11 protein-coding genes and 1 pseudogene are annotated in these 18,854 nt (G+C 72.4%); 8 read left to right on the top strand and 4 right to left on the bottom strand.

The genetic code is table 11. The features are described from left to right. Positions 1–5: 5 nt before the first annotated feature. Both ACIO3O_RS27655 and ACIO3O_RS27650 read right to left on the bottom strand, forming a co-directional pair. On the bottom strand, positions 6–1,658 hold the full coding sequence (locus ACIO3O_RS27655) for a (2,3-dihydroxybenzoyl)adenylate synthase (protein ID WP_401750312.1): 1,653 nt from the start codon (positions 1,656–1,658) through the stop codon (positions 6–8). A 219-nt stretch (positions 1,659–1,877) separates the two neighbouring features. Beyond that, positions 1,878–2,888, bottom strand: a complete 1,011-nt coding sequence (locus ACIO3O_RS27650) for an ABC transporter substrate-binding protein (RefSeq protein WP_401750310.1) — start codon at positions 2,886–2,888, stop codon at positions 1,878–1,880. 152 nt (positions 2,889–3,040) lie between these two features. Between ACIO3O_RS27650 and ACIO3O_RS27645 the strand changes: the two genes are divergently transcribed. The 3 genes from ACIO3O_RS27645 to ACIO3O_RS27635 are packed head-to-tail and all read left to right on the top strand — an operon-like array spanning position 3,041 to position 6,048. Continuing rightward, positions 3,041–4,129 (top strand): FecCD family ABC transporter permease, encoded by a 1,089-nt coding sequence (locus ACIO3O_RS27645; RefSeq protein WP_401750308.1) that lies wholly within the window; start codon positions 3,041–3,043, stop codon positions 4,127–4,129. Beyond that, complete coding sequence (locus ACIO3O_RS27640) at positions 4,126–5,250, top strand: FecCD family ABC transporter permease (protein WP_401750306.1); 1,125 nt, start codon at positions 4,126–4,128, stop codon at positions 5,248–5,250. The genes ACIO3O_RS27645 and ACIO3O_RS27640 overlap by 4 nt, the downstream gene beginning before the upstream one ends. Before the next feature lie 6 nt (positions 5,251–5,256). Continuing rightward, the gene (locus ACIO3O_RS27635) at positions 5,257–6,048 is read left to right on the top strand and encodes an ABC transporter ATP-binding protein (protein WP_401750305.1); all 792 of its coding nucleotides are present in this window, start codon (positions 5,257–5,259) and stop codon (positions 6,046–6,048) included. A gap of 600 nt (positions 6,049–6,648) precedes the next feature. On the opposite strand, the gene ACIO3O_RS27630 is transcribed toward ACIO3O_RS27635, so the two are convergent. Next, positions 6,649–7,818, bottom strand: coding sequence for a M20 family metallopeptidase (locus tag ACIO3O_RS27630; protein WP_401750407.1), 1,170 nt, complete (start codon positions 7,816–7,818; stop codon positions 6,649–6,651). Between the two features lie 168 nt (positions 7,819–7,986). Between ACIO3O_RS27630 and ACIO3O_RS27625 the strand changes: the two genes are divergently transcribed. Then, positions 7,987–10,155 (top strand): tetratricopeptide repeat protein, encoded by a 2,169-nt coding sequence (locus ACIO3O_RS27625; protein WP_401750303.1) that lies wholly within the window; start codon positions 7,987–7,989, stop codon positions 10,153–10,155. Here the strand turns inward: ACIO3O_RS27625 and ACIO3O_RS27620 are convergent. Further along, the gene (locus ACIO3O_RS27620; protein WP_401750301.1) at positions 10,124–11,599 is read right to left on the bottom strand and encodes a hypothetical protein; all 1,476 of its coding nucleotides are present in this window, start codon (positions 11,597–11,599) and stop codon (positions 10,124–10,126) included. The genes ACIO3O_RS27625 and ACIO3O_RS27620 overlap by 32 nt on opposite strands. A 615-nt stretch (positions 11,600–12,214) precedes the next feature. Here ACIO3O_RS27620 and ACIO3O_RS27615 point away from each other — a divergent pair. From ACIO3O_RS27615 to ACIO3O_RS27600, 4 genes and pseudogenes are all read left to right on the top strand, one after another. After that, entirely contained in the window at positions 12,215–13,927 is a 1,713-nt protein-coding gene (locus ACIO3O_RS27615; protein WP_401750299.1) for a cytochrome bc complex cytochrome b subunit, read from the top strand. 242 nt (positions 13,928–14,169) lie between these two features. Next, the gene (locus ACIO3O_RS27610) at positions 14,170–17,379 is read left to right on the top strand and encodes a M36 family metallopeptidase (protein WP_401750297.1); all 3,210 of its coding nucleotides are present in this window, start codon (positions 14,170–14,172) and stop codon (positions 17,377–17,379) included. Next, positions 17,355–17,828: a hypothetical protein gene (locus ACIO3O_RS27605; RefSeq protein ID WP_401750295.1), complete on the top strand. Its 474-nt coding sequence runs from the start codon at positions 17,355–17,357 to the stop codon at positions 17,826–17,828. Before ACIO3O_RS27610 ends, ACIO3O_RS27605 begins: the two co-directional genes overlap by 25 nt. A gap of 117 nt (positions 17,829–17,945) precedes the next feature. Further along, a pseudogene (locus ACIO3O_RS27600) lies at positions 17,946–18,850 on the top strand (LysR substrate-binding domain-containing protein). Positions 18,851–18,854: the final 4 nt, after the last annotated feature.

Here is an 18,854-nt window from a genome sequence, read left to right as displayed (position 1 = left end):
CGGGGTCAGTTCTGCGGGGCCGTGGTCTGTGGGGCCGGGGTCTGCGGGGTCGTGGCGATCGAGCGCTGGTCCTTCTTGCTGATCTTGCCGATGCCGGTCTGCGGGAACGCGGTGACGAACTCGACGAGGTCGGGGACCTTGTACGCGGCCAGCCCCTTCTCCCGTACGAACTTCTTGATCGCGATCGACTTCAGCGGCTCGGCGTCGGCGCGCAGGATCACGTACGCGAGCGTGCGCTCGCCCAGGTACTCGTCGGGGACGGCGACCAGCGACACGTCGTGCACGGCGGGGTGGCCGAGGATGATGTTCTCGATCTCCTCGGGGGCGATCTTCTCGCCGCCCCGGTTGATCTGGTCCTTCGCCCGGCCCTCCACGACCAGGTGGCCGGTCGGGGTGCGGCGCACGATGTCGCCCGTGCGGTAGAAGCCGTCGGCGGTGAAGGAGCGGGCGTTGTGCTCGGGGGCCCGCCAGTAGCCGCGGATCGTGTACGGGCCGCGGGTGAGCAGGTGGCCGCTGACGCCCTCGGGGACGTCCTCGTCGTTGTCGTCGACGATGCGGATCTCGTCGTCGGCGGAGATCGGGCGGCCCTGGGTGGTGACGATCGTCTCCGGATCGTCGTCCAGACGCGTGTAGTTGACGAGGCCCTCGGCCATGCCGAACACCTGCTGGAGCGTGCAGCCCAGCGCGGGCCCGACGCGTCGGGCGGCCGCCTCGCTGAACTTCGCGCCGCCGACCAGGAGGACGTCGAGGCTGGAGAGGTCGTGAGCGGTGGTCGATCCGGCCTCGGTCCACACGAGGGCGAGCGGCGGGACGATGCCGGTGATCGTGACCTTCTCGCGCTCGATGATCGGGAACGCGGTGTCCGGGTCGGGCTGCGGGCACATCACGACCCGCCCGCCCGCGTACAGGACGCCGAGCGAACCGGGCGAGGAGAGCGGGAAGTTGTGGGCCGCGGGGAGGGCGACGAGGTAGACGGAGTCCTCGGTGACGCCGCACAGGTCGTTGGAGCCCCACAGCGAGTAGATGTAGTCGTCGTGGGTGCGCGGGATCAGCTTGGGGACGCCCGTGCTGCCGCCGGAGAGCTGGAGGAAGGCCAGGTCCGAGGGGGCGGGCTCCGGGGCGGTCAAGTCTGTTGCCGGGAGCGGTACTTCGGTGAGTGCGGTGTGCTCGCCCGGGTCGCCGACGACGAAGACCTCGCGGAGGGTGGGGGCGGCGGCCTTGACCTTGGTGGCGAGCGCGCGGTGGTCGAAGCCGGCGTGGGTGGCCGGGACGACGTACGCGACGGCTTCCGTGAACTCGCAGAAGTAGTGGATCTCCGTCTCGCGGTGGGCCGGGAGGGCGAAGACGGGGAGCGCACCGAGCCGGAAGAGGGCGAAGACGACCTCGAAGAACGCGGCCACGTTGGGGAGTTGGACCACGACGCGGTCGCCGTGTCCGATGCCGCGGGAGGCGAGACCGGCGGCGAGCCCGGTGGCGCGGGTGTGCAGTTCGGCGTACGTCCAGTGGCGGTCGCCGTCGGTGATCGCGGTACGGGTGGGGTGGGCGGCGGCGCGCTCGGCGAGCCATCCGGCGAAGGTCTCGCCCTGCCAGTAGCCGGCGGCGCGGTAGCGGGCGGCGGTCTCTTCGGGCCAGGTGGGGGCGTCGGGGGTGTCGGGCACGAGGGGTCCTTGGCAGGTGGGGGTGTCGGGGGTACGGGGAGGAGTGGCCCGTACCCCCGTGTGCGGCCGGGCCGGGGTGGGCCGGAGGGTGGGGCGCCTGCCCGGCGCAGGGAGTTCCGCTGTGCCCACCCGTTCCGCCCTGCGGAACGATTGCCCACAGCGGGGGCGATTGCCCACAGCGAGCCGGCGGGGGTGGGATCAGTGGGGGGGGGGCCTTGGTTACTTGGAGGCCATGGCGGTCTTGATGTCGTCGAGGACGGACATGGCGGCCGTGGCGCCGCCCAGGCTGGTCCACTTGGAGCCGTCGATCTCGGTGAGGTGCTTGTTCTTGACCGCGCCCAGCTCCTTGTACGCGGGCTTCTCCTTCAGTTCGCCGAAGAGCTTCGCGTCCGGGCCCTTCTGCATCAGCGTGCCGATGAACAGCCAGTCGGCGTCGATCTGCTTCAGGTCCTCGTCGCTGAGCGGCGTGGAGTGGCCCTGGCCCTTCTCGTTCTGGATGCCCGGACGCTTGAACTCCAGGTCCTTCAGGATGTCCGAGATGAAGACGCCCTGCTGCATGACCGCGGTGCCCTTGGCCGAGTAGCGGGCCACCGACACGGTCTTGCCCGCGTTCGCGCCGAGCGCGGCCTTCACTTCGCCGACCTTGGTCCCGTACCCCTTGACGAAGGCGGCGGCCTCGTTGGACTTGCCGAGCACCTTGCCGGTCAGTTCGAGGGACTTCTTCCAGTCCTTCGTCTTGTCGATGGTGACGACGGTCGGGGCTATCGCCTGGAGCTGCTTGAGGACCTGCTTGTCGGCGAGCTGCCCGGCGAGGATGACCTCGGGCTTCGCGGCGAGGACCTTCTCGATGTCCGGACCGGTCACCGCGCCGACGACCGGGATGCCCTTCGCCTGCTCGGCCAGGTAGCCGGGGGCGCCCTTCTGGCCGCGGCCCGCGGTCAGACCGACCGGCTTCACACCGAGCGCGAGCGAGGAGTCCAGGTCCATCTCGCTGAGCACGACGACCTTCTTGGGGGCCTCGGGCACCTTCACCTCGGCACCCGTGGCGTCCGTGACGGCGACGGTCTTCCCGGCGTTCTTGGCCTGGCCCGCACCCTTGTCGCCGGAGCCGGAGCCGGAGTCGTCCGAACCGCAGGCGGAGAGGGTGAGAGCGGAGGCCAGGGTGAGGGCCGCCACCGCGGTCAGCCGGGCGCGCGGGGTGAGGGTCGAGGACATGTCCGTGATCTCCATGCTGGTGAGGCGAAGTGTTGCCCGGATCGGAAACCGGACATACGGGGTGACTCGGTATGTGTCGGGGCATGGCGAACTGTCCCTGCCGCAACAGGGAGTTCACACAGCACCCGACCAGGGGCTCCGTGTCGTGGTTAGGTTAGGCTAACTTCATGTTGGTTGCGCAAGAGGGGCGGGTCCGGGAGGCCGGAACCGAACCCCCGACACCGGGTTCGGCGAGACTCCATCGGCCCACGCTGTGGGCGGCCGCCGCCCTGCTGCTGCTCCTGGCGGCCCTGTGCGTGCTGTCCCTCCTGATCGGCTCGGGCTCCAACCCGATCGCCAAGGCCTGGGGCTTCCTCACCGGTGACCCCGCCGCCCGCGCGGACGCGCAGATCAGGCTGGCCGTCCTGGACGTACGCCTGCCCCGCACGCTCGCCGGACTGCTCGTCGGCGTCGCGCTCGGCGCGGCCGGCTGCCTCCTCCAGGCGGTCACCCGCAACCCCCTCGCCGAGACCGGACTGCTCGGCGTCAACTCCGGCGCGGCGCTGGGAGTTGTGATCGGACTCACGTACTTCCACATCACCTCCGCGTACGCGGTCCTGGTGTGGGCCCTCGTCGGCGGCATGGCGGCGAGCGCCGTCGTGCTCCTGCTGGCGGCGTCGGGGCGGGCCGCCGGATCGCCGCTGCGGCTGGTGCTCGCGGGTTCCGCGCTCGGGGCTACCTTCCACGGGGCCACGTCGTACGTACTGCTCGGCACCCAGTCGACGTTCGACACGTACCGCTACTGGACCATCGGCTCCCTCGCGGGCATCGAGACCAAGGACACGCTGCCGTTGCTGCCGCTCATCGCGGTCGGACTCGCGGTGGCGTTCCTGTCCGCACGGCCGCTGTCCGCGCTGTCGCTGGGCGACGACAGCGCCCGCTCGCTCGGGCACCATCCCGGGCGCATCCGGCTCACCGTCGCCGTCGCCGTGACGCTGCTCGCCGGGTCGGCGGTGGCGCTGGCCGGGCCGATCGCCTTCCTCGGGCTGCTCGCCCCGTACGCGGCACGGTCCGTCACCGGGCCCCGCATGGGCGGCCAGTTGGTGCTGTCCGGGCTGGTCGGCGCGTGCGTGATGATCGTCGCGGATCTGCTCGCGCGGGTGGTGATCCGGCCCTGGGAGACGCCGGTGAGCGTGCTGCTGGCGTTCATCGGCGGGCCGTTGCTCATCTGGATCGCGCGGTCGCGGCGCATGTCGACGGCGGGGGCGAGCGCATGAGCAGCCCTACGAGCCTTCCGAACGACTCGTACGACGCGTACAACGCATACGACGCGTACGAGAAGAGCCTCACCCCGCCCGACTCCACCCCGCTGCGGTTCGGCGCGTTCTCCTGGCTCTTCCCGCACCGCAGCGCCCTCGCGGCCGTCGGGCTCGCCGTGCTCATCGGCGGCATCGTCACCTTCGCCGCGTTCGCCAGCTCCACCAGCATGAGCCTCGGCGACAGCCTCGCCGGTCTCCTCGGCACCGGCGACAGCGCCACCGTCATGCTCGTACGGGACTTCCGGCTGCCCCGCATCGCGGTCGGCCTGATGGTCGGCGCGGCCCTCGGCATCGCGGGCTGCCTCACCCAGACCTTGGCCGGAAATCGCCTGGCCACACCCGACGTCATCGGCGTCAACGACGGCGCCACGGCGGCCGTGGTCGCCTCCGTCGTCGGCTCGTCCACCGGGATGATCGGCGACTGGTGGCTCGGACCGCTCGGCGCTGCGGCCGCCGCCATGCTCGTCGTCGCCTGCGCGGGCGGGGCCGGGCACGCCGGATACCGCATCCTCGTCGTCGGCATCGGCGTCTCCACGGTGATCGGCGCGGTCACCGACCTCGTGATGTCGCGCGAGAACGACAACACCGCCGGAGGCGTCTTCCTCTGGACGGTCGGCTCGCTCAACGGGCGGGACTGGGCCGTCGGCACCCCGCTCGTCTACCTGCTGCTGGTCTTCGTGCCCTTGGCGCTGGTGGCGGGCAGCCGACTGCAACTGCTGCGGTTCGACGACGACATGGCCGCCACGCTCGGCGTGAACGTCCCCCGGGTACGGGCCATCACCCTGGCGCTCGCGGTCGTGCTCTCCGGCATCGCCGTCGGTATCGGCGGCCCCATCGCCTTCGTCGCCCTCGCGGCCCCCGTACTGGCGGCGCGGCTCAGCGGCCCCACCCGCGTGCCGATCCTCGGCTCCGCGCTCGTCGGCGCGGCGCTGGTCGCGGGGGCGGACGCGCTGGGGCGGGTCGTCGCGCCGGTCGAGATCCCGGTGGGAGTCGTCACGAGCGTCCTCGGCGGACCGTTCCTGCTGTGGGTGCTGTTCGGCAAGAAGTCAGATAGTCCCTCTCGGACCGGAAAGGCCTGAAACCCCGTGGAACTGACCGTAGAGGCGCTCACCGCCGGATACCCCGGCCATCCCGTCGTCGACGGCGTCGACCTCACCGTCCCCAGCGGGCAGGTCGTCGCGATCGTCGGACCCAACGGCTGCGGCAAGTCGACGCTGCTGCGGGCCGTCGCCCGCCTCCACAAGCCGGAGTCCGGGACGGTACGGGCGGGTGAGGAGGACGTGTGGGCGCTCACCCAGCGTCAGGCCGCCCACCGGATCGCGCTGCTCGCCCAGTCGCCGCAGGCGCCGGAGGCGGTCACCGTCGCCGGTCTCGTACGGTACGGACGCCACCCGCACCAGGGGCTGTTCCGGCAGTGGTCGCGCGCGGACGAGAAGGCGGTGCGGGCGGCGCTGGAGGCGACGGGCACCCTCTCCCTGGCCGAGCGGCGGCTCGACCAGCTCTCCGGCGGACAGCGGCAGCGGTGCTGGCTGGCGATGGTGCTGGCGCAGGAGACGCCGATCGTGCTCCTCGACGAGCCGACCAGCGCGCTGGACCTCGGGCACGCGGTGGAGGTGCTGACGCTGGTGCGGGAGGTCGCGGCGGTGGGGCGGACCGTGGTGATGGTGCTGCACGACCTGGCGAGTGCGGCGCGGTACGCGGACGTGGTCGTGGCCATGAACGACGGGCGGGTGGTGGCCCACGGGCCCGCCCGTGAGGTGGTCACCGCTGAGCTGGTGCGGGAGTTGTACGGGGTGGAGGTGGATGTGCTGGAGGCGCCGGGGGACGGGGCGCCGGTGGTGGTGCCGAGGGCGGGAGCCTTGAGCCCGGTGGGCTGAGGGGGCCCCTCAGACTCCGCCTCTTCCGCCGCGCCCCCTTCCGGCTCCGCCTCTTCCGCCTCGCCCCGTCTGGCTCCGCCGCCCCGTCCCCCTTGGCTCCGCCCTGTACCGTCCCGTCCCCCTTGGCTTCGCCTGTCGCCGCCGCGCCCCCTTGGCTCCGCCCTGTGCCGTCCCGTCCCCCTTGGCTCCGCCCTTTGCCGCCCCGCCCCCTTGGGCGACGGGGCCGCCCCAAGGGGGCGGAACGGGCGGGCAAGGGGGCGGCCCCTCCCGCTCCCGGCCCAGCCCGGTGCCGCCCCTGCCCAAGCTCCTGCGCCGGACGCACGTCCAAAGAGGCCCCGGCCCACCCCCGTACCGGACACGTCAGCCCCTGCCGCTCGGGCAGGAGAGGCCCCGGACCCGCCCCTTTCCCTAAAGCGCTCGCCGCGCGGCTGCCCACGGTTCCCGTTCGAGTGCGTCGTGGCTGGTCGCGCAGTTCCCCGCGCCCCTGAAGGGCGCGTCCGCGCGGCGGAGCCGCACGTGCAGCACAGCACCGCGCCCCTGAAGGGCGCACCCCGCGCAGCGAGCACAGCCCCGCGCCTCCTGTCGGGGCGTCCGGGTCGATCAGTCTTGTGCAGCCGTAGGGGTGTGGAGGTCGGCGGCGGTCCAGGCGAGGGAGAGCGCGCCGTCCAGCATCGTGCGTTCCGCGGCCGGAGTCGATGCCGCCGCGGTGAATTCGGGTTGGTGGGGGCCGCAGGCGGTCGTGCCGATGTTCAGGACGGGGTGGATCGAGGGGACCGCGTGGGAGACGTTTCCCATGTCGGTGGAGGCGAAGGGGCCGCGGACCGTGGGCTCCGGACGGCCCACCGCGCGCGCGTTCGCCGTCCACAGGGCGACCAGCTCCGGGTCGGAGCGGAAGTCGAGGTAGTCGGGGGACGGCTGGGCGAGAGCCACCTCGCAGCCCGTCGCCAGGGCGCCCGCGCGGAAGCAGTCCTCGACCCGGGCGCGGAGCGCGCGCAGTTCGGGTGCGGAAGGGGTGCGCAGCGCGTAGGAGGCGTGGGCGCGTTCCGGGATCGCGTTGAGGGCCGTGCCCGCCCCGGTGGTGATGCCGTGGACCTTCCAGTCGGAGGGAAGGTGCTGGCGGAGCAGGCCGAGGGCGACCTGCGCGACCGTCAGCGCGTCCGCCGCGTTGCGGCCGTCCTCGGGGTTCATCGCGGCGTGCGCCGACTTGCCCGTGTAGGTGATGTCCAGGGAGCCCATCGCGTACGAGTGGAAGTCCGCCACGTCGAACGGGCACGGGTGGATCATCATCGCCGCATCGACCCCGGCGAACGCCCCGGCGTCGAGGAGGAGCGCCTTGCCGCCTCCGCTCTCCTCGGCGGGCGTGCCCAAGACCCGTATCGTCAGGCCGAGTTCGTCCGCAAAAGGGGCGAGGGCCAGGCCCGCACCCACCCCCGCCGCGGCGATGAGGTTGTGGCCGCAGGCGTGGCCCAGCCCGGGCAGCGCGTCGTACTCACAGGCCAGTGCCACCGTCACCGGGCCCGAACCCGCCGTCGCCTCGAAGGCGGTCGGCAGCCCGTACGCGGGCGCGGTCACCGCGAAGCCGTGGGCGCGGAGGAGGTCGGTGCACCAGGCGGCCGCCCGGTGCTCCTCGAAGGCGTTCTCCGGGTGCGCGTGGATGCGGCGGCTCAGGGTCACCAGCTCCGGGGCGACCTCGTCCAGCCGCCTGCGTATGCCGGCCTTGATGTCGTCGATGCTGTCGTTGGTGTGGCTCACGTTGGTGGTGCCGTTCATGGCTTCTGTCACCTGTCACCCTCCTGACCATTGCGTTTCCTGTCTTCCCGCCACCCTACGGCCGCCCCCGAGGGGGAGGGCCGGGCGGCGGTCCGGGGAGGGTGTTGTGTGGGCCACTCCTGTCGATACGGTTGATCCCTCGACGACGCGACGACGGGGGAGTGCCGGATGCTCGATCTCATCTCGGTGGGGGCCATTTCGACCGTGCTGGGCGCGGTCGCCTCGGGAACGGCCTCGGAGGCGGGCAAGTGGGTCTGGCAGTCGGCGGGTTCGCTGGTGCAGCGGATTCTCGGGCGGGAGGTCGCCGCGCCCGTCGATCAGCGTCAAGTGGAGCTGATGGCCGCCCAGTTGCACGAGGCGATGCGTGACGACCCCGGGCTCGCCCGGGACTGGGACGTCTTCGCCCGCACTGTCAGACGGGCCTCCGGCGCGCGTTCCGCGCCTCGACTCCCCGCCGCCTCACGGCACTTCATGAATCGACAGGGTGTGCTGAAGGCGCTGGACGAGGAGGCCGCCCGCAAGGTGGACGGGCGGCCCAAGGTGGCCCTCCTGCACGGGCCCGAAGGCATCGGCACCACCGAGATCGCCTGGTGCTGGGGCGGCCGGGAGGCCGAACGCCGGTTCAAGGACGGGCAGATCTACCTGGACCTGCGCGGCGGGCCCCACGGGGCGATGAGCTCCGGAGCCGCCCTGCGCGAGGCCCTGCGCCAACTCGGCGTGCCCCAGGAGGAGATACCTCCCTCCGAGCCGCACCGGGCCGAGTTCTTCCGGCGCTGCGTCGCCGACCTCGCCCTGCTCGTCGTCCTCGACCACGCCTCGTCCGCCGCCCAGGCGCTCCCCCTGATCGCCACCGCGCCGGGCGTGGTCACGGTGGTCACCGCCCGCGACCCCCTGCTGCGGCTCCCCGCCCGGCGCATCCCCGTCGGGCCGCTCGCGGACAAGTACGTCCGCCGGCTCCTGGAGGCGACAGCGGGCCGCCCGGCCCTCGACGCGGCCCGCGCCCTGCTCCCGTCGGTGATCGCCGACTGCGGCGGCTCGCCCTACGCGGTCCTGGCCGCCGCACCCCGCCTCGCGCACGTGCCGCAACCCCGCACGGAGAGGACGCAGTTACCCGCCATGCCCGAACGCGACGCCGTCCGCACCGCCATCGACCACGCCTACCAGACCCTCGACCCCGTCACCGCCCGCGTCCACCGGCTCACCGCACTGCGCCCCTGGCCCGCCGTCACCCCCGCCCTGGCCGCCCGCGCGGCCAACCTCGCGGTCCCCGACGCCGCCCGCGCCCTCGACGTACTCGCCACCTCCCGGCTCCTGGACACCACCCCGCAGGGGCACTACCGGCACCGCCCCTCGGCGCGCGCCCAGGCCGAGCAGGCCGCCGCCCGGGAGGACGGTCCCGCCGTGTGCTCGGCGGCCGTCGGGCGGGTGCTCGACGGGTACCTGCACTTCGCCGAGCCGACCGCCCGCGCCGCCCTGCCGCAGAGCTGGCGCTCCCCCCAACCGCGCGACAGCGACGAGGCGTTGACGTACGAGAGCCAGAGCGAAGCCCTGGGCGCGCTCGCCGCCGAGAGCGCGAACCTGGCGGAAGCGGTCGCCGCGGCCGACGAGTTCGGCCGCCCCGACACCGTGTGCAGGCTGGTCCGCGCCCTGTGGCCGGTGCAGCTCAAGGCGGGGCACCTGGACGTCGTGCTGCCCGCGCTGCACACCGGCGCGCGCACCGCCGACGAGCACTTCCCCGGCACCCGTACCGCCGCGATGATGCACGCCCACCTGGGCTTCGCCCTCACCGCCCTCGAACGGTACGAGGAGGCCGGGCACGCCCTCGAAGCCGCCGCCCGCGACGAGAGCGCCGCAGGGCACGTCCGCGGACAGGCCTCCGCCATCGAGGGGTTGGGGCTGCTGCGGCTCGCGCAGTGGCGGTGGGAGGAGGCGTACGCGCTCTTCGACCGGGTGGAGGGCCTGTACGCGGCCATCGGCCCCGGCGACGAGGGCGCCGCCGACCTGCCCCGCGCCCTCGCCCTCCTCGAACGCCACCGGGGCCGCGCGCTCACCGGACTGGGCCGCACCGAGGAGGCCCGCGAGCGGCTCGGTGCGGCGGTGCGGTACTTCCGGGCGGGCGACGACGCGTACAACATGGCGCGCTGTCTGACCGACCTCGCCCGTACGCACGTGGACGGCACCCGGCGGGCGAGCCCGGCCGAACAGGCTGCCGCGCTGCCGCTGGTCGACGAGGCGATCGCCGTCCTGGAGCGGGAAGGGGCGGAACACCACCTCGCCTACCTGCGACGGCTGCGCGCGCTGTGCGTCAGCCGCGGAGCGGGTCCGGCAGCGGGGTGACCGTCACGGGGTGGCGGGCGGAGCCGGTGCGCACGGTCAGGTGACGCGTTGGCTCCGCCGGATCTGCCGGGCGGGCGTGTGCAGAGGATGCGTACGGAGCCGATGCGTACAGGGCGGATGCGTACAGGGCGGACGCGTACAGGGTCGGGTCGGCGCCCGATGTGCCGGTCAGGCGCAGGAGCGCGCCCTCCCGGGTGCGGACCGTGCAGGTGTCCGGGCCGGTGACGTACACCGCGAGCGCGCACTGCGGGAAGCGGTCGAGGATGTCCGCCGTCCAGCGGGCGGGCCCGCCGAACCGGGGGTCGTCGGCCGCGTTCGCCCGATGGACGAGGTCGGCGAGGGCCAGCCGCTCCGGGTTCCGGGTGTCCTCGTGCACCGCCGTGTGCACCTCGCCGCGCACAGCGGGTGCCGTGCGCGGATCGGCGTACCGAGTGACCGAGACCTCCCCGCCGGGGCCGCACGCGGTGACGACGTGCAGGGGTGCGGTGGCCTCTCCCGGCTCGTACGGCGGAGCGAGCAACGGTACGGGGCGGGCGGGCTCGGGCGGCTCCGGGCGGGCCATCAGCGCGTAGAACAGGCGGCGCAGCAGTGTCGCGGACTCGCCGGGTACGGACGTGGTGAACTCGGCTGCCTGCGGGGACGGTTGGTGTTCCGCGAGGAGACGGTCCAGTTGGGGGAGGAGGGGGAGGTCCGGGATCAGGCGTGGCGCTTCCGAGACGAAGTCCGCGACCGGCGAGTCCGGGGCGAGTCCGGCCAGCGGGGCGGCGCCGAGCAGGACCGGTGTGCCGAGGGCGGCCGCGTAGAAGGAGACGGCCCCGTGGTCGCCGATCACCGCGTCGGCCGCGATGAGTGCCTGCCGCCAGTGGTGCAACGGGTCGACGAGGACGAGCCCGGCGCGGCGGGCCCGGTCGAGCCAGGAGCGGATCTGCCCGGGGCCGTGCCCCGCCCAGATGTTGGGGTGCAGGACGGCGGCGACCTGGTACTCGTCGCGGGGGAGCTCCGAGATCAGCCGGGGCAGCAGGACGGGCAGCAGGTCCTCGCCGCCGCCGTCGCCGAACAGGGACTCCGGGTTCCAGGTGGAGTTGACGACGATCAGGCGCCGGCCGGGGTGCACTCCCAGGGCGTTGCGGAAGTACGTACGGTGCGGGCGGGCCGCCAGGATGCGGTCGAAGCAGGGGTCACCGGCGATGACGCCGGTAGGGGCGGCGGCGGGGCAGGCCTCCTTGAGGCGGTCCTGCTGCTCGGGGTGGGACAGGACGAGCGCGTCCGCGATGGGGACACCGTTGTGCAGCAGCCACGGGGCGGAGAGGCCGAAGACGGGCGGCGGGGGCGGGGGGCCGACGATGCGGGCGTGGGGTGAGGCCTCGGCCGAAGGGTGTCCGGTGTCCGGTGTCCGGTGTCCGGTGTCCGGTGTCCGGTGTGGCCAGCCTCTTAGTGTAGCCAACCCCGTGCGAGAGGATGGCCAACTTCCCCTGGATCCGGTGCAGTTCGCCCCCGAAGCTGGCGGATATCGCGAGGTCGACCGGCGTCGCGAGCGCCTGCGCCCACGGCAGTACCGGTATCCCGACGTCCCGCAGCAGCTCTGTGATCCCGGCGCGGAACGGCGACGAGCCGGGGCAGGTCGCCAGCAGCTGCACCCCGGTGTCGTCGTCGAAGAGCGGTGCCACGTCCAGCAGCCGGGTCGCGGACGTCACGTTGTGCACCACGAGCAGCACGAGGCGGCACCCGCCCCGGGTGGCCCACCGTTGTGCGTCGGGCCCGACCGGCACCCGTATCCAGTCCTCGCGTCCCGGACCCGCCCTGCGCCCGTCCCCCGGACCCGCCATGCGCCCGCCCTCCTCGTTCCCGGCCCCGCGCCCTGTCCCTGATCCGTCCCTGATCCCGTACTCCGTGATCGGCAACCATATCCAGCCGCCAGGCGCGCCGCGCGGCCCCTCCCCGCTCGGCTCCCACCGGCACCTTTGGGCCGCCACCTGACACTTCAACTGCCTACGTCGTCAACCCTGTTGGATCTGTATGGCGACGCGCCTACTCTGAGAGGTCCGTATGAGGGGGTCGTATGAGCAGCACCAGCGGCAGCGGACTCACCCAAGGCGACAGCACGAGGCCAGGACCGCCCGGCAAGGGCGAGAATCTGGCCGACTGGGCGGACGGGCGGCTCGGGCTCTACCCGATGGCCAGGGCCAACCTGCGGAAGATCTTCCCGGACCACTGGTCCTTCATGTTCGGCGAGATCTGCCTCTACAGCTTCCTGATCGTCATCCTCACCGGCATCTACCTCACCCTCTTCTTCGAACCCAGCGCCGCCGAGGTCGTCTACCACGGCGCGTACACCCCGCTCAACGGCGTCCGCATGACCCGCGCCTTCGAGTCCACCGTCGACATCAGCTTCGAGGTGCGCGGCGGGCTGCTGATCCGGCAGATCCACCACTGGGCGGCCCTCGTCTTCGTCGCCGGGATGCTCGTGCACATGATGCGGGTCTTCTTCACCGGCGCCTTCCGCAAGCCGCGCGAGATCAACTGGCTCATCGGCTGGACCCTGCTGATGCTCGCCCTGATCACCGGGCTGACCGGGTACTCGCTCCCGGACGACCTGCTCTCCGGGACCGGGCTGCGCTTCGCGCACGGCGCGATCCTGTCGGTGCCGATCGTGGGCACGTATCTCGCGTTCTTCCTGTTCGGCGGGGAGTTCCCGGGTGACGACATCATCGCCCGGCTCTATCCGGTGCACATCCTGCTGCTGCCCGGGATCATGCTGGGGCTGGTCGTCGCCCACCTGATCCTGGTCTTCTACCACAAGCACACGCAGTTCGCGGGGCCCGGCAGGACCGAGAAGAACGTCGTCGGCGCACCCTTCCTGCCCGTCTACGTCGCCAAGGCAGGTGGCTTCTTCTTCCTGGTCTTCGGCGTCCTCGCGATCATGGGTGCGGTCGTCACCATCAACCCGGTCTGGGCGCTCGGCCCCTACCGTCCCGATCTCGTCTCCACCGGCGCCCAGCCCGACTGGTACCTCGGCTTCTCCGAGGGGCTGATCCGGGTGATGCCCAGCTGGGAGATCAACGCCTGGGGGCACACGCTCCAACTCGGCGTCTTCATCCCCTTCACGCTCTTCCCGCTGATCATGATGGCGATCGCCGTCTATCCGTTCATCGAGGCCTGGGTGACGGGCGACAAGCGCGAGCACCACATCGCGCAGCGCCCGCGCAACGCCCCCACCCGCACCGGCCTCGGCGTCGCCTGGCTCACGCTGTACGGAGTGCTGCTGATCGGCGGCGGCAACGACCTGTGGGCCACGCACTTCCACCTCTCGATCAACACCATCACCTGGTTCGTGCGCATCGGGTCCTTCGTGGTGCCCGCGCTGGCCTTCGTCATCACGCGCCGCGTCTGTCAGGGGCTCCAACTCCGGGACAGCGAGAAGACGTTGCACGGCCGGGAGAGCGGCACGCTCAAACGGCTGCCGCACGGCGAGTACATCGAGGTGCACACCCCGCTGACGCAGGGCGAGCTGCACACCCTCACCGCGCACGAGCAGCCCGTGCCCTTCGAGGTCGGCCCCGAGGTCGACGCCAACGGTGTGCGCAGGCCCGTCAAACGCTCCGACCGGCTGCGTGCGCGGCTGGCCAAGGCGATGTACGGGCCGGGGACGTACGTACCGAAGCCGACCGTGGAGGAGTACCGGCGGGCGTTGCAGAACGGGCACGGCGGCCATGGCGGGCATGGGGGCCACGGCGGACACGGGGAGCAGACGGAGGAGTCGCAGAGCCGTTGAGGGCCCGGTGAGGGGTGGGCCCCGGCGCACCCCTCACCTCCAGCTCACCGGCGCCCAGGCGTCACAGCAGTGCGTGTGCGTCACTTTCGGCCATCCCGCCCCGAGCACCCTTCCTCCCTCTTGTCATGCTCACGTACCTTGGCGCGGTTCCTTGCCGTGAACCGCGTATCAGGGGGAGAGCGATGCCGTCCGCACGCATACGAAGAACCCGTATACGAAGAGCCCGCACTCGAAGAAGCCCGATGCGGAGAACGCTCGTCGTGGGCGCGGCGCTGCTCGCCCTGCCCGCCACCGCCGTCTCCGTACCGGCCGCCTCGGCCACCCCCGCTCCACCGGCCGCCGCCGCAGTCGCCGCAGTCGAGGAAAGGGCCGATCAGCCCTACCCCGACATCGATCCGCAGGCCGCCCTGCGCAAGAGCCCGACCTCCGAACAGCTCGTCGCGGCAAGGGAGTTGGGGAAGTCGGCCGTCCGCTGGGGCCGCACCGGCACCCCGCGCCTCGTCGCCCCGCAGGGCCGCCCCACCCTCACCGGTGCCCGCACGGCCGACGCCCGCAGCATCGCCCTCGGCTACGTGCGCGAACACGCCGAGCTGTACGGGCTCTCCGCCGCCGACCTCAACGGCCTCGACGTCGTGAAGTCGTACGATACGCGGCACAACGGCGTCCAGCACGTCTTCCTCGGCCAGACCGACCGGGGTGTGCCCGTCCACGGCGCCCAGCTCTCCGTCGCCGTCGACAAGCAGGGCCGCATCCTCACCGCCACCGGATCGCTGATCCCCGGTGTCCATACCGACGCACCGTCAGCTCTCGGTCAAACCACGGCACTCGACCTCGCAGCAGCCTCCGTCGGCACCCCCGAGGTCACCGGCCAGACCACCGCGACCCGCGTCGTCCTGCCCCTCGCCGACGGCACCGCACGCCCCGGCTGGCGCACCCAGCTCACCGCCAAGAACGGCCACCTGTACGACACCGTGGTCGACGCCGGGAACGGCACGATCCTCAGCCGCACCGACCTCAACCACAACGAGGGCCCCGAAGGCCGCGTCTTCACCGGTCAGAACGCCAACCACGGCAGCCAGCAGACCGTCCCCTTCAGCGGCCTCGGCCGCTCCTGGGTCGAGGGCCGCGTCCCCACCGGCAACAACGCCGAGGTCTCGCAGAACCTCACCGGGCAGGAGTCCCTCGGCTACCAGCCGCAGACCCCGCCCGCCGGTGATCCCGCGTACCAGCACTTCACCTACCCGTTCACGGACGCCTTCCGCACCAGCGGCGGCACCGACCTCACCACCGACCGGGACGCCGTCGTCACCCAGGCGTTCTACTACACCAACACCATGCACGACTTCCTCTACCGGCTCGGCTTCGACGAGGCGTCCGGGAACTTCCAGGAGGACAACCTCGGCAACGGCGGCAAGGGCAGCGACCGCGTCCAGGTCTACGTCGACTACAACGCCTCCGGCAGCAGCGCCTGCAACGCCAACTTCGGCACCCCCGCCGACGGCCAGAACCCCACCATGCGCATGTTCGTCGGCCGCACCTCCTGCAGCCCGCTCAACACCCACCGCGGCATGAACGGCGACACCGTCGCCCACGAGTACAGCCACGGCCTCTCGCACCGCCTCGTCGGCGGCGGCAACCTCGGCAGCGGCGCACAGACCGGCGGCCTCGGCGAGGGCTGGGGCGACGCGATCGCCACCTCCCTGTGGAGCGACCCGGTCTACGGCGAGTACGCCACCGGCACCGCGTCCGGCGTGCGCCGCTACGCGTACGACAAGAGCCCCCTCACCTACGCCAACCTCTGCGAGGGCGGCTGCGAGGTGCACCGCGAAGGCGAGATCTGGGCGGCCGTCATGTGGGAGGCCCGCACCGCCCTCGTCGGCGCGCACGGCACTGCGGGCGGCAAGGCCCAGCACGAGCAACTCATGGTCGACGGAATGAAGTTGACCCCGTCCAAGCCGGACTTCCTGGATGCCCGCGACGGCATCCTCGCCGCCGACCGCGCCAACAACAACGGCGCCAACCAGTGCCTGCTGTGGGGTGCGTTCGCCAGGCGCGGCCTGGGTGCGAGCGCCTCCTCCTCCGCCCAGAACCAGGGCACCCCCGCCACCGACCTCCCCGCCACCTGCAAGCCGACGGCCGACGCGGGCGGACCGTACACCACCAAGGAGGGCGCGGACGTCCGGCTCGACGCCTCCGGCAGCACCTCGCCGGGCGGCGCGGCCGCGTACGCCTGGGACTTCGACGGCGACGGCGCGTACGACGACGCCACCGGACCGGCCCCGCTCTTCGACCGGGTCGGCCAGGACGGCACGTACACGGTCGGGCTGCGCGTCCAGAACGCCGCCGGGGCGAGCACCGGCACCGCCACGGTGACCGTCACCAACGTCGCGCCCGCCGTCTCCTTCACCGTCAAGGGCGAGGCCGTCGAGGGCGGCAGGCTGACCGTCAGCGGCACCGTCACCGACCCCGGCTGGCTCGACCCGCTCACCGCGACCGTCGACCTCGGGGACGGCAGGACCGTACCCCTGCACGGGCAGGTGGAGAACGGGCGGCCCGACGCCACCCTCTCCTTCACCACCGACACCGTCTTCGGCGACAACGGCACCTACACCCTCACGGTCTGCGGCAAGGACGACGACACCGAGACCTGTGAGCAGACCGCCGTCAAGGTCGCCAACGTCGACCCGACCGCCGCCGTCGACACGTCCCGGGCCGCCGATCTCGCGGGCGGCAGGACCCTCGTCGTGCACGCGGGCAAGAAGGCCGAGTTTGCCGGGCGCGTCACCGACCCCGGCAGCGACGACGAGAAGATCGCCTGGGCATGGGGCGACGGCACCCCCGACACCGTGACGAACTCCCTGGTCAACCCGCCCGAACCGGACCCCGCGAACAGCCCGGGCGTCCAGCCCCGGGACATCACGGACGCACAGGCGCACACGTACCAGAAGCCCTGCCTGTACGACCTGGGGCTCACCGCCCGCGACGACGACGGCGGCACCGGCTCCGGCAAGGCCAAGGTGATCGTCCAGGGCAACGCGCCGCTCTCACTGCTCGCCGACGTCTGGTACGCGAAGTACCTGACGGGGGACCTCACCGGGCTCGGCAAGGAACGCCTCGACTGCTACCTGAAGATCGTGCAGCACTCCAGCGCGGTGTTCTCGGAGGGCGTCGACGTGTCCACGCAGGCGAAGGCCGCGCACGTCCTCGCACCGTCCCTCTTCGACGCGAAGAAGTCCGTCGACCGTCAACTCCTGGGCGCCTGGCTGAACTTCGCCAAAGGTGCTTTCGAGCCGGACGAGAAGGTCGACACGGACGGTGATCTCAGAGCAGACACACCATTCCTGACGGTGCTTCAGAACGCGGAGAGGGTGCGGCTGGATGCGGCATCCGGCCCGCAGGAGCTGTTCCGGCAGGCGAGGATCCTGACATGCGTCAACGTTCCACTCCTCTAGCCGTTCCTCCGTTGTCGCGCCGGTCGGCGGCGCGCTGGTCCGCGGTCGCCGCCACCCTGCTCCTCGGGGTGGCGGCGACCGCCTGCGCGGGCCCGGAACCCGCCCCCGGGCGCACCCTGTCCGCCTCCGCGCCCCTGCCCGACCTGCCCGGCACCCCCACCCCCACCCGGCTCTCGCTCACCCGGGACGACTCGGGGCGCACCCTCACCCTCATGACCGGCGGCGTCGCCCTGCTGAGGCTCACCGGACCGGACTCCGGGGAGGCCACCGCCGACGGACCCGCGGTCACCGTCGTCCCCGTGGCGTACGAGACGGACCCCGGCTACCGGGAATGGGAGATCCGCGCGGCGCGGGCTGGCACGGCCGTGGTCCGGGCGGGCGGCGGCACCCGCCAGGTCCACATCACCTTCAAGGTCGTCTCCCCGACCGCCCCCGCCGGGGCCCGGTGATCACCCACGTCCCGCTCAGCATCACCCGACCCGGGGCCCGCAGGAGGCGGCGAGTCCGCTGCGTACCCCCAAAACCTGCTTATGATCCACGGCCGGACGCCCCGCTATGCTGAGCCGGTGTTCGATTCGAGGCACATCAAGACCTTTCACGAAGTGGTGCGCACCGGGTCCTACTCCGCCGCCGCGCGCGCCCTGGGCTACACCCAGCCCGCGATCACCCAGCAGATGAAGGCCCTCGAACGGGACGTCGGCACCCCCCTGTTCACCCGCGCCGGACGCGGGCTGCGGCTCACCGAGGCGGGGGAGACCCTGTCCCGGCACGCCGCCGCGATCCTCGACACCATGAGCGCCGCCCAGCAGCAGATGACGGCGCTGACCCGGCTGCACACCGGCCGGGTGCGGCTGTGCGCGTTTCCCAGCGCCAACGCCACCCTCGTTCCCGAGACCCTGGCCCGGCTCGCGTCCGGGCATCCCGGGGTGCGGGTGGAGCTGAGCGAGGAGGAGCCGCCGGAGTCGTTGCAGCGGCTGGTGCGCGGGGAGTGCGACATCGCGCTGGCCTTCACGTACCCGGGATCGGACGAGGAGGTTCCGCAGGAGGTGATGGAGGTGCCGCTGCTGGAGGACCAGCTGCTCGTGCTGCTGCCGACCCGGCACCCGCTCACCCGTCGCCGTCCGTCAACCTCGCCGACCTGGCCGAGGAACGCTGGATCGCGGGCTGTCTGCGCTGCCGCGTCAACTTCCTCCACGAGTGCGCCGCCCAGGGCTTCGCCCCCGACATCGCCTTCACCACCGACGACAACCTGGTCGTGCAGAGCCTCGTCGCCGAGGGGCTCGGCATCGCCATGATGCCGGGCCTGGTGCTGAACTTCCTGCGCCATGAACAGGTCACCGGGCGGGCGCTGGCCCCCGCCTCGAAACGCCAGGTGTCCGCGTACGTGCTCCGCGAGCACCTGCGCATACCGGCGACCGCGCTGGTGCTGGACGAGCTGAAGACCGTCGCCGCCCACAAGATCGGCTGCTGAACCC

It is taken from the genome of Streptomyces sp. NPDC087440 (assembly GCF_044744005.1).
In the GTDB taxonomy this organism is placed as follows: Bacteria; Actinomycetota; Actinomycetes; order Streptomycetales; family Streptomycetaceae; genus Streptomyces.
This window is presented reverse-complemented; position numbering and strand designations above follow the sequence as displayed.

Coding starts and splice junctions, on each gene's coding strand:
- ACIO3O_RS27650 (WP_401750310.1), bottom strand. CDS start 2,888: ATGGAGATCACGGACATGTCCTCGACCCTCACCCCGCGCGCCCGGCTG.
- ACIO3O_RS27645 (WP_401750308.1), top strand. CDS start 3,041: ATGTTGGTTGCGCAAGAGGGGCGGGTCCGGGAGGCCGGAACCGAACCC.
- ACIO3O_RS27640 (WP_401750306.1), top strand. CDS start 4,126: ATGAGCAGCCCTACGAGCCTTCCGAACGACTCGTACGACGCGTACAAC.
- ACIO3O_RS27630 (WP_401750407.1), bottom strand. CDS start 7,818: ATGAACGGCACCACCAACGTGAGCCACACCAACGACAGCATCGACGAC.
- ACIO3O_RS27625 (WP_401750303.1), top strand. CDS start 7,987: ATGCTCGATCTCATCTCGGTGGGGGCCATTTCGACCGTGCTGGGCGCG.
- ACIO3O_RS27615 (WP_401750299.1), top strand. CDS start 12,215: ATGAGCAGCACCAGCGGCAGCGGACTCACCCAAGGCGACAGCACGAGG.
- ACIO3O_RS27610 (WP_401750297.1), top strand. CDS start 14,170: ATGCGGAGAACGCTCGTCGTGGGCGCGGCGCTGCTCGCCCTGCCCGCC.
- ACIO3O_RS27605 (WP_401750295.1), top strand. CDS start 17,355: ATGCGTCAACGTTCCACTCCTCTAGCCGTTCCTCCGTTGTCGCGCCGG.